Origin of the sequence: Lachnoanaerobaculum sanguinis (assembly GCF_033242365.1) — a bacterium.
GTDB classification, from domain to species: Bacteria; Bacillota; Clostridia; order Lachnospirales; family Lachnospiraceae; genus Lachnoanaerobaculum; species Lachnoanaerobaculum sanguinis.
This window is the reverse complement of sequence record NZ_BTHK01000012.1, coordinates 80,098-91,693: the sequence shown is the minus strand read 5'-3', so window position 1 is coordinate 91,693 and position 11,596 is coordinate 80,098. Positions and strand designations below refer to the sequence as shown.

Annotated in this window: 11 protein-coding genes; 8 read left to right on the top strand and 3 right to left on the bottom strand. The window is 39.3% G+C overall.

Annotated elements, in window-relative coordinates:
* Window positions 1-463: 463 nt before the first annotated feature.
* The 3 genes from SBH76_RS09370 to SBH76_RS09360 form a co-directional block, all read right to left on the bottom strand.
* Entirely contained in the window at window positions 464-2,164 is a 1,701-nt protein-coding gene (locus SBH76_RS09370) for a vWA domain-containing protein (RefSeq protein ID WP_317977599.1), read from the bottom strand.
* A complete protein-coding gene (locus tag SBH76_RS09365) occupies window positions 2,161-3,078 on the bottom strand; it encodes an AAA family ATPase (protein ID WP_317977598.1) in 918 nt (305 codons plus the stop codon). The genes SBH76_RS09370 and SBH76_RS09365 overlap by 4 nt, the downstream gene beginning before the upstream one ends.
* Window positions 3,079-3,162: 84 nt before the next feature.
* On the bottom strand, window positions 3,163-4,707 hold the full coding sequence (locus SBH76_RS09360) for a carbon starvation CstA family protein (protein WP_317977597.1): 1,545 nt from the start codon (window positions 4,705-4,707) through the stop codon (window positions 3,163-3,165).
* A 244-nt stretch (window positions 4,708-4,951) separates the two neighbouring features.
* On the opposite strand from SBH76_RS09360, the gene SBH76_RS09355 reads away from it, so the two are divergent.
* The 8 genes from SBH76_RS09355 to accB all read left to right on the top strand — a co-directional run bounded on the left by SBH76_RS09355 (window position 4,952) and on the right by accB (window position 11,596).
* Window positions 4,952-5,878, top strand: coding sequence for a M14 family metallopeptidase (locus SBH76_RS09355; protein WP_317977596.1), 927 nt, complete (start codon window positions 4,952-4,954; stop codon window positions 5,876-5,878).
* A 119-nt stretch (window positions 5,879-5,997) separates the two neighbouring features.
* Window positions 5,998-6,939 carry a beta-ketoacyl-ACP synthase III gene (locus tag SBH76_RS09350; protein ID WP_317977595.1) on the top strand — a complete coding sequence of 314 codons (942 nt, stop codon included), beginning with the start codon at window positions 5,998-6,000 and terminating at the stop codon, window positions 6,937-6,939.
* A gap of 54 nt (window positions 6,940-6,993) precedes the next feature.
* Complete coding sequence (gene acpP / locus SBH76_RS09345; protein WP_007595511.1) at window positions 6,994-7,230, top strand: acyl carrier protein; 237 nt, start codon at window positions 6,994-6,996, stop codon at window positions 7,228-7,230.
* Between the two features lie 49 nt (window positions 7,231-7,279).
* Window positions 7,280-8,218 carry an enoyl-[acyl-carrier-protein] reductase FabK gene (gene fabK / locus SBH76_RS09340; RefSeq protein WP_009663177.1) on the top strand — a complete coding sequence of 313 codons (939 nt, stop codon included), beginning with the start codon at window positions 7,280-7,282 and terminating at the stop codon, window positions 8,216-8,218.
* A 3-nt stretch (window positions 8,219-8,221) separates the two neighbouring features.
* Window positions 8,222-9,139 carry an ACP S-malonyltransferase gene (gene fabD, locus SBH76_RS09335; RefSeq protein WP_317977594.1) on the top strand — a complete coding sequence of 306 codons (918 nt, stop codon included), beginning with the start codon at window positions 8,222-8,224 and terminating at the stop codon, window positions 9,137-9,139.
* Window positions 9,136-9,882, top strand: a complete 747-nt coding sequence (fabG, locus tag SBH76_RS09330) for a 3-oxoacyl-[acyl-carrier-protein] reductase (protein ID WP_317977593.1) — start codon at window positions 9,136-9,138, stop codon at window positions 9,880-9,882. Before fabD ends, fabG begins: the two co-directional genes overlap by 4 nt.
* 39 nt (window positions 9,883-9,921) lie before the next feature.
* A complete protein-coding gene (gene fabF, locus SBH76_RS09325) occupies window positions 9,922-11,157 on the top strand; it encodes a beta-ketoacyl-ACP synthase II (protein ID WP_317977592.1) in 1,236 nt (411 codons plus the stop codon).
* Between the two features lie 4 nt (window positions 11,158-11,161).
* A complete protein-coding gene (accB, locus tag SBH76_RS09320) occupies window positions 11,162-11,596 on the top strand; it encodes an acetyl-CoA carboxylase biotin carboxyl carrier protein (RefSeq protein ID WP_314098544.1) in 435 nt (144 codons plus the stop codon).

Here is an 11,596-nt window from a genome sequence, read left to right as displayed (position 1 = left end):
TCAAATTTTTTGAAATATTTTTTATGTAAGAAAAGCCTTTAAAATAAGGGATTTAAAAGAATTGCATAAAACTAAATAGCTTATTAGAAATTTAAAACGTCGGAACTTTCATAGTACTTCGACGGAAGACGGGTATAAGTCGGTCAGAAATATATTGAATTAAAAATACATAAAGCCTACAAATAAGACACAGCTATTGACAACTGATTTATAAGATGTACAATGAAATTAAATAAAAGCTTCGTGAAAGTTTTGTATGGGGAATGAGGAGGAATCTTATGGATATGCAGTTGTTTTGGGACTTCATATGGACAGTTATAAATGTGGTCAGATATGTGGGATATTTTGTTGCCGTCGGACTTATTGTAAGATATCTGATAGTAAAGTTAAAGAAGTAATGAAGCAGTTAAAAGTATAGTATTTATAAAAAGAGCAGTTTACCTTTTGCGGTAAACTGCTATTTTTACATTCTCCTAATTTCCGCCTGTATCATATTTCCTACTAATGAGGCAAAATTATCAAGCGATTTTACTTTTACAAAACTTCGGCCGAAGATTTTCTGAACATTCGGCAGGTCGGCGTCATCACCTGTAAAGGCGCAGAGGACATAAATGTTTTCAAGCTTTGCTTTATGCACAAGCTCGGTCATATCCTCTATAGCGATATCACCGCTGTAATTTCTTGATTTACCCTTGACCTCGAGCATATCATTCGGCTTGATATCCGTAAGCCATATCACAACTCTGTGAGAAGCATTGTTTTTCTTCATCTGTTCCATTAAAGCGTTAAGCGCAAGACCGTCTCTGTTGGCACCTGTTGTAAAGAATCTGAATATCTCATTGTTTTTTGAGGTCTCATTGTAATCTCTGTAAAGATTCATTACAGTGTAGCCGTTCATAGATGAATATCCCCATACCCTTACAGGAACATGGCAGTTATCAAGTGCTTTTGAAATAATATAGCCTTGTGTAGATACTGTGTCCATACGATGAATCTGTGAAGCTGAGGCATCAAGTAAAATATCGACACTTATACTGCCGCTACCTTCCACCACCTGTTTTTCAAAAATCTTATTATTGTTAAGATACAGAGCCTTCCAGACAAGAGCGGGATTTAATTTACCTGTCTTTGAATAAACTGTAGTAGGCTCAAGCTGAGTCAGCAGAGCATTTTTGATACGATTTGTAAGTTCCAAAATGACAGCATTATTACTTCCTATATTGTCAAAGAAAAATTCCTTGTTTTTAGTATACTGCTTTTGCATTTCTTTTCGCATTTTTGCGGCAAATCCGCTTACCTTGTCTTCACTCTCACCTCTTGTAAAAAATATTCTGGTACCTTCATGATTACCGGTACAGCACTCTCTTTGTATTTTCTCTGAAGTCTTATCATCATAGATGGACTTTCCGAAATAGCTGCTGATATATTTTCTTAGTCCTTCTTCCGTGATTCTGTTAAATTTTTCAGAGTCTGTTTCAAATGCGGAGGCGTCTGCACCTCCCTGATTTTCGACATAGCCAAGTACAAGCTTGGTGACGCCTTCAATTTCATTTGATACGCCTGCCTTTTTGCCGAAGAAGAGTCTTGGAACAGGGATTTTAAATCTGCGCTTTTGACCCTTTGCACTGACACCGGGAAGATAGGTAAAATACTTTGCAAGAGTATTGGAGAGACTCCGAATAAAACCTTCAGTATCCACATCCGCACCGATTTCAACCTCACTTAAGAGCTTCCTGTCTACCAAATCGGGCAGCCCGCTGTCCTCACCCATAGAGGTTCTGTAATGTCCTTCAAGTATCCATCCCTCTCTGCTTTCAGCAATACTCGGCATAAACTCTATAAGCTTTTGTTTGCAGTACTCTTTCCTAAGGAGTGGAAGACTTGGTCTTGAATCCTTTTCCTTTTCAAAGGTGGAATTTTCAAGTGCAATCCAAAACAATGCTTCATAGGTTCCCTGCCCTATGGTTTCATGGAAGGTGTTATAAAATTCCTTTAACCTTTTCCAGTCAAAATGTGCATAGCTGCCGCCAAGTATGGTATTCCAGTAAAGATCCGCTTTCGCATCATTGTCATACATACGAAATCCGACGGAAACATCATAATTTCCTGCAGCATTCCAAATCATGTTTGCGGCTCTCTTTTTTTCAAACTCCGTCAAGATCATGAAAAGATACTCTCCCCCGAAAGACTTTCAGGCAATCTGGCACTTACAATATCAAGTACAAGCTGTCTTTCATACTCATCAAAGCATTTATTGATAAGTCCCATTTCGAGAGCCTTTGTAACTCCAAGTCCCTTTTTCATCATTCCTATACAGGAGATAAGACCTCTAAGATCGAGACTTCTTGTAGAGATTTCACCGCCCTCACATTTTTTTCTTATTTCATCAAAGAGAGTGGCAAATTGTGATATGTACTCAGGTTTTAGAGTAGGATATTTATCCTTTATAAGCTTTTGTAAGTTTTCTGCCGATATAACAGGCATATGAAGTACCATAAATCTTGAAGCAAGAGCTTCATTCATCTCTCTGGTGCCGGCATAGCCGTAGTTCATTGTACCTATAAATCTTGTGGCTTCATGAAGATTTATTCTGTCATATCCCGGCAAATCAATGGTTCTTCTAAAGTCAAGTACCGCATGAAGTACGGCAAGAGATTCATTCTTTGCCATATTTATTTCATCAAGCACTCCGAAACCTCCCTTTACGGCACAGTTTAATATAGGTCCTTTTCTAAGCTTGACCTCACCGTTTTCAAAGGTGTCCGAGCCTATAAGAGATGAAGCGTCGGTATTTATATAAAGTGATATGTCCCACTGGGGTCTTGCAAATGCCATGGCAAGATTTTGTGCCAATACGTTCTTTCCTGTAGCTTTAGGACCGTCAAGCAAGATATTTTCACCTGCTATTATAGCTGTAGCTGCTTCTTCCCAAATCTCTTTTCCGTAGTAAAGATATGAATCTTTCGGGATTCTTCTTTCGTCCTCGGTTTCAAGCTTATAAAAGCTTCTGAACGACTTTATTTCTGAAATGATTTTATCCGATATATTTTCCTGTTTTAAAAATTCTAAAATTTCCATATTTCCTCTGTCTAATAAAAAATAATAAAAAACTCCCAAGACAGTATTATATTACAACTGTCTTGGGAGGAGCAATAATTTTATTTACTTTACAGGATCGGCAGGAGTGAAACCACCCTTTTTACCTCTCAGGATAGTAAGAACTGCGTATAAAGCGGCAATTACGGCACCGCCGATATAAGCAATATTCCAGCTTAAACCGAAGCCAAGCTTTGCATTCAAGATATAGCATGCACAAATAAATGTGTAGAAGACACCCGGTATAAGGGTCATCCATGCCCACTTTCCTCTCTTATTTATTATCAAATAAATAGTAGCGGCGGCAAGTGGGAAGAGTGCCATTGTCTGGTTAGACCATGCGAAATATCTCCAAAGAATATTGAATCCCTTAGGATCAATCTTTGCCCAAACAAGGATTGCACCTACTATAACGAAAATAGGAACGGCAAGACTTAGTCTTCTCGCATTGTTATCCTGCTTGATATGGAAAGTATCTGCAATAGTAAGTCTAAGTGCACGAAGTGCGGTATCTCCTGATGTTATAGGAAGTATAATAATACCGATAAGTGCTACGGCACCTCCGATAGGTCCGAGTGCATATCTGCATACTACACCTACAACACTGGTAGGAGAAATAGCAACAAGCTCGCCTCCTTTTTGGATCATATACTGCCATACACCCTTGTCACTAAGCTGCATTGTGATACCGCCGTGCTCGGCTGTGAACTGGATAAGTGCCATTGTGCCGGCAGCCCATACCATAGCGATAAATCCTTCAACAACCATCATATTGTAGAAAGTCATACGACCTTCTTTTTCGCTCTTAATTGTACGAGCTACAAGAGCTGTCTGTGATGAATGGAATCCTGAAAGGATACCGCAGGCTACAGTAACGAAGAAAATCGGAATAAAATGTCCTGCTTTAAAATATGCGGCATAGTCAAATGACTGTGTTGCCCAGCTTCCCCAAACATCTACAAGCGGATAATGGAAGATAACCATTGCACCGAATACACCAAGTGCAGAGAATACCAAAATCGCACCGAAGATAGGATATACACGTCCGATAATCTTATCAATCGGGAATACTGTTGCAATAAGGTAATAAGCAAAAATCACAGCGTAAATGATCCATGTAGAAACTTCTGTAGGAGCACCGCTGAAACCGAAAACCTGAGTTGCGGCTATATCACCTGGTGTATAAATAAATACTGTACCTACAAGTAAAAGTAAGAGGCATACAAATACATCATAAATCCAGAATACGGTTTTACTTGTATATTTGCGAACCATCTCAGGCATCTGAGCGCCGCCGTCTCTTGTACAAATCATACCTGCAAAATAGTCATGAACCGCACCGCCGATTACATTACCTATCGGTATTGTAAGAAGTGCTATAGGTCCGAAAAGAATACCCTGGATAGGTCCGAGAATTGGTCCTGTTCCTGCGATATTAAGTAGGTTGATAAGTGCATTTTTCCATGTAGGCATAGGCACATAGTCTACACCGTCCTGCTTAGAATAGGCCGGTGTTTCTCTGTCGTCAGGCTGAAAAACATGGTCACATAACTTACCCATGATAAGTCCGCCTACGATTAGAATCACAAGGCCGATCATAAATGTTGCCATAGAAAATTCCTCTCTTTCTATCTATGTTTATTAATACATAATAAACATACTACTTGAAAATAAGTTTTTCAAGTTTTTTTAATAAAACATGGAAATATCTTTCATAAAAAAATAAAAATTATAGAAAAGCAGACGGCTGTCTTTTATTTAAGTAAATAATAATTAATGAAAAAATGTATGGTTAGAGGCTGCTAACTATGCTAATATAACATAAAAACTTAGTGTATTCGGAAAGGAGGAATCTGTGAAAATAGGAGATATTCTGATAAATAAAGGGGAAAAGAAAAAATTCACACTTGGGAATATAAGCGGAACAGCTTTTTGTGGGAGAAATACAGGGAAAACTTTAGTTATAACTGCAGGAGTACATGGCGGAGAATATGTGGGAATAGAGACTGCTCTAAGACTTATAAAAGAACTTGAAGCTGAAAAATTATCCGGAAATATTATTATCTGCCCTGTTTTAAATACCGAAGGATTTTATGACGGAGTAAAACAGATATCCACATCGGATTATAAAAATTTAAACAGGGAATTTCCGGGTGATGAAAAAGGTACAAGTACACAAAGGATGGCTTTTGATATAGAAAAATATCTCTACCCGATAGCTGATTTTATAGTGGATTTGCATGGGGGAGATATTAATGAGAATCTCATTCCTCTTATCTTCTTTCCTTACGGCTCCGGTGAATATATGAAAAACTATGTGAGAGATATAGCTTCGAGAATGAGCGTGAATTTTAGAGTAGGATCATATGCGGATAATGGTCTGTACAGCTATGCTGCAAAGAAGAATATTCCCGCAATGCTCTATGAAAGGGGGGCACATGGTATATGGAGTGAAGAGGATGTACTGGCTGAAAAGAAAGATATGTATAAGCTGATGGAGATACTTGAGATAATAAAAGAGGATTATGATATCAGTGTAAATAAAAAACAAAAAGAGATAGTGAGTGCGGAGTATGTAGAGGCGGAGTGTGACGGGCTTTGGTATCCTTATGTTAAACATGAACAGAGAGTAAAAAAGGGAGAACTGCTTGGAGTTTTAAAAAATATAGAAGGTGATGAACTGCAAAGAGTCGAAGCAAAATTTGATGCGAATATTTTATACTATACATTGTCCTTGGGGGTCAGAAAGAAAGATGCATTAATAGCATACGGAACTGAATGAACAAATCACTTGACAAATTTATGTAGTAAAATTAAAATACTTTGAGTATCAAACTATTTGCTTTGGTATTCAAAGTATTTTTTATTTTGATGAAAGTCTTATGAAAGGACTTATGAAGGATGAAGATAGCACTTGCAGGAACAGGCTCAAAGCTGCCTTCTAAGGTTTTGACAAATGATGATTTGAGTAAAATCGTAGATACAAGTGATGAGTGGATCAGCCAAAGAACCGGAATCAAAAAAAGACATATCATAGGTGAAAATGAAAATCTGGTAAGTCTGGCATTTGCAGCCGGAAAAGAAGCATTAGAATCTGCAAATATTGAAGGTAAGGATTTGGGACTTATCATAGTGGGTACTTCCACTCAGGATAAGAGACTCCCAAATACCGCATGTGAGTTGCAACCGCTTTTAGGAGCAAAAGACTGTGCATGTATGGATGTAAGCTCTGCATGTTCAGGATTTATATATGCACTGAGCATTGCATATTCTATGATGAATACTCTGGATATTGAGTATGCTCTTGTAGTAGGCGGTGATGTACTTTCAAGAGAGATGGATTGGACTGACAGAACCACCTGTGTACTTTTCGGTGACGGTGTGGGAGCGGCAGTACTGAAAAAAGCGGATATAGAAGAGGGATTTTTAAGCTTTGATATAGGAGCTGACGGAAGTAAGGGATTTGCACTGTATGATAATTCTTACGGTGATGACAGATATATAAGAATGGACGGACAAGAGGTCTTTAAATTCACTGTCAGAACGGTGCCTCACAGCATTGAAAACGCTATACAAAAGGCCGGGGTACATAAGGATGATATAGATTTATATCTTTTACATCAGGCAAATTTGAGAATACTTGAGGCTGTATCCAAAAAGCTGGATATACCTATTGAAAAGTTACCGCACAATCTGGAAAATACCGGAAATACTTCGGCAGGAAGTATACCTTTACTGCTTGATGAGGTAATAAAAAAAGGTATTGCAAAAAAAGGTGATTTGATTTTGCTTTGTGGATTCGGAGCAGGATTAACCTGGGGAACTTGTGTATTAAGATTGTAATATTTTACAACTTAAATATAAATAAAATAAACATTTAAAAGGATGGAGAAAATTATGTCAGAGAAAATGAAATCAATTATTGCAGAGCAGTTAAATATCGATGCATCAGAAATCACATTGGAGTCAAGCTTCAAGGATGATTTAAATGCAGACTCACTTGACCTTTTTGAGATGGTAATGGCACTTGAGGATAACTACGGTGTTGAAATACCTTCTGAGGATTTAGAGAAGCTTTTAACTGTAGGTGATGTGGTAAATTACCTTAAGGACAAGGGCGTAGATAATTTATAAAAAATAAAAAACGCCTACGGGCGTTTTCTTAAAAAGGCAGAGGAAATTAATGCAAACAGAAATAACAAAACTATTAGGTATAGAATATCCGATAATTCAAGGCGGTATGGCGTGGGTTGCCGAGCATCATTTGGCTGCAGCGGTAAGTGCGGCAGGCGGACTTGGACTTATTGGCGGAGCAAATGCACCGGCAGAGGTTGTAAGAAATGAAATAAGAGAGGCAAGAAAGCTTACAGATAAGCCTTTTGGAGTAAATGTAATGCTTATGTCACCTCATGCGGAAGAAATTGCCAAGGTAGTTGTGGAAGAAGGTATAAAGGTAGTTACTACAGGCGCAGGTTCACCTGAAAAGTATATGCAGATGTGGAAGGAAGCCGGAATAGTGGTAATTCCTGTAGTTGCGAGTGTCGCACTTGCAAGAAGAATGGAAAGATGCGGAGCGGATGCCGTTGTGGCGGAAGGCACAGAGAGTGGCGGACATATAGGTGAAGCTACTACAATGACTTTGGTTCCACAGGTAGTAAATGCGGTAGATATTCCTGTTATTGCGGCAGGCGGTATTGCAGACGGAAGAGGTTTGGCTGCGGCACTTATGCTTGGAGCAAAGGCTGTACAGATAGGCACAAGATTTGTGGTTGCAAATGAGTCTATTGTACATGAAAACTATAAAGACAGAGTAATCGCTGCCAAGGACATCGATTCTGCCGTAACAGGCAGAAGTCACGGACATCCGGTAAGAAGTCTTAGAAACGCTATGACCAGAGAATACACGAAGCTTGAGGCTGAGGGTAAGAGTTTTGAGGAACTTGAGTATTTGACTCTCGGTACACTCAGAAAGGCTGTTATGGAAGGTGATGTTGTAAACGGAACCGTTATGGCAGGTCAGATAGCAGGACTTATAAACAAAAAGCAAAGTGCAAAAGAAATCATTGACGAGATAATAAGTGAGGCAACTAATCTTTTAAAGAATGCAGGGAGCTTAGTATAAATTATGAAGATAGCATTTTTATTCCCGGGACAGGGAGCTCAAAAACAAAATATGGGCAAGAGTTTTTATGAAAATGATGCGGATTCAAGGGCGGTTTTTGACAGTGTCAAAACAGTCACGGGGATAGATGCATGTGATCTGATTTTCAAAGAAAATGATGAATTAAACAATACAAGATATACACAGATAGCCATGGTGGCAACAGGTATTGCCATGTTAAAGGCTGTAGAAAAAACAGGACTTAAGGCTGATATATGTGCAGGTTTAAGCCTTGGAGAATATGAAGCACTGTATTTAAGCGGTGCCATAAGAGCTGAGGATGCCATTTCGGTAGTGGATAAAAGAGGTCAGTACATGTCGGAAATAAAGGGTGGTGCAATGAGTGCCGTACTTTCACTTTCCAACGAGACTATCAAGTCTGTAGTTGATGAGATAGACGGATGTTGGGTGGCAAATTATAACTGCCCGGGACAGACTGTAATATCAGGCACTGAGGAAGCGGTTACTCTTGCAGGTGAAAAATTAAAAGAAGCCGGAGCAAAAAGAGTGCTGCCTTTAAAGGTAAGTGGTGCTTTTCACTCGGGACTTATGAAGGAAGCCGGAGAAAAACTTTCAAAAGCACTCGACGGTATCGAAATAAGAGATATTCAGATACCTTATGTGGCAAATATCAATGCACAAATTGTTACAGATAAGAATGAAATCAAGAAAAATTTGATAGATCAGGTATCCGGAAGTGTACATTTGGAACAGAGCATAAGAAAAATGATTGAATGGGGAGTTGATACATTTGTAGAAATCGGTCCCGGTAAGACCATGGCAGGTTTTGTAAAGAAAATTGATGCACAGGTAAAAATGTTCAACATTGAAGAGTATGCGGATGTGGCAAGTGTTTGTAGTCAGATTTTGGAGGCAAAATGAAAAGATTAGAAGGCAAAACAGCTTTGGTAACAGGTGCGGGTAGAGGCATCGGAGCCGCTATAGCGAAGAAACTGGCAGCTGACGGAGCACTGGTATATGTAAATTATGCGGCATCAAGTGAGGCTGCAAAAAAAGTTGCAAAAGAGATAGAGGATAATGGCGGAAGGGCAAAAATCTGCCAATGTGATATATCAGATTATGAGAGTACCAAGCAGATGATCGAAAATATCATTTCAGAGGACGGCGCTGTAGATATACTGGTAAACAATGCCGGTATTACAAAAGATAATCTGATGATGAGAATGAAACCTGAAGAGTTTGATGCGGTAATAGCTACCAATTTAAAGGGAAGCTTTAATACCATGCAGGTGGTTTCAAAATACATGATTAAGAAAAGAGCCGGAAGAATAATAAATATTTCTTCCGTTAGCGGTGTGATGGGCAACGCAGGTCAGATAAACTATGCGGCATCAAAGGCAGGAGTTATAGGAATGACAAAGACTGCGGCAAGAGAGATGGCAAGCAGAAATATTACCGTAAATGCCATAGCACCGGGATATATAAGAACAGATATGACAGATGCCATGACGGATGATGCCAAGGCAAAGATAAATTCATTTATTCCGTTGGGATATCAAGGTGAGGTAGAGGATATTGCAAATATGGTAGCATACCTTGCCGGTGAAGAGGGCAGATATATTACAGGTCAGGTCATCAAAATAGATGGCGGAATGAGCATGTAATCAAGAAGGATTGAAAGAACAACTAAAAAAGAGGTGACTATGAGAAGAAGAGTTGTTATTACAGGTTTGGGCGCTATCACACCGATAGGTCTTAATGTCAATGATTTTTGGAAGAACATAAAAGCGGGTGTACACGGTATAGGACCTATAACATACTTTGATACAACCGACTATAAGGCAAAGCTGGCAGCTGAAGTAAAGGGCTTTGATGCCAAGAACTATATGGATCCAAAATCTGCCAGAAGAATGGAGCAGTTTTCACAGTTTGCCGTAGCGGCAACAAAAGAGGCCATTGAAGATGCAAAGCTTGATATGTCAAAGGAAGATCCTTATATGGTAGGAGTTGCGGTAGGATCGGGAATCGGATCACTGCAGTCCATGGAAAAGGAATACGGAAAACTTTTGGAAAAAGGGCCAAGCAGAGTGGCACCACTTTTGGTACCTATGATGATTTCAAATATGGCGGCAGGTAATGTAGCAATTGCCTATGGATGTAAGGGAAAGAATATAAATGTAGTAACGGCTTGTGCCACAGGAACAAACTGTATAGGCGAGGCATTCAGATCTATTGTTTACGGAGAGGCTGATGTAATGCTTGCCGGAGGTACGGAAAGTTCCATTACTCCTATCGGTGTGGCAGGATTTACTTCACTCACAGCACTTAATACTGTAGATGACCCTGACAGAGCATCAATACCTTTTGATAAGGACAGAAACGGATTTATCATGGGAGAGGGAGCAGGAGTTTTAGTTTTAGAAGAACTTGAGCATGCTAAAAAAAGAGGTGCACATATATACGCCGAGATGGCAGGATATGGTGCAACCTGTGATGCATTCCATATTACTTCACCTGCAGAGGACGGCTCGGGCGCTGCAAAGGCTATGGAGCTTGCAATAAAGGATGCAGGTATGAAGCCTGAGGATATTGACTATGTTAATGCACATGGTACAGGAACTCATCACAATGATTTATTTGAGACCAAGGCAATAAAGACAGCTCTTGGTGAGCATGCAGATAAAGTCGGAATAAGTTCTACAAAGTCAATGGTCGGACATCTTCTTGGTGCAGCCGGAGGTGTTGAGGCAATTGTATGTGTAAAATCTATAGAAGACGGATTTATGCACAAGAATGTAGGGCTTATAAACAAGGATCCGGAGTGCAATCTGGACTTTTTGACAGAGTCAAAAGAGGTGGAAGTTAACGGAACAATAAGCAACTCCCTTGGCTTTGGCGGTCACAATGCAAGTATAGTTATAAAAAAATTCGTGGAGTAAACCTATGAAGATAGATGAGATTATAAAACTTATAGAGACAGTAAGTAAGAATGATGTTGATACATTAAATTATGCTACAGATTCTGAAAAAATTGTTATAAAGAAAAATAAAACAAAACTTGTAGCAGGAGAGGTTCAGGCCGTACCGGTAGCACAGAGTGTAAGTTTTGAAGCTGCAAGCACGGTAGAGAACACAAAGGTTGCAGGTCATACCGTAACATCACCGCTTGTAGGAACTTTCTACAGTGCACCTTCACCTGATTCACCAAGCTTTGTAAATGTAGGTGACAGAGTAAAGAAAGGCCAGGTAATAGGTATCATTGAGGCAATGAAACTTATGAATGAGCTTGAGAGTGATTTTGACGGTGTTGTAAAAGAGATCCTTGTTAAGGATGAGGATGTGGTAGAGTTCGGACAGCCGCTGTTTATTTTGGAGTAA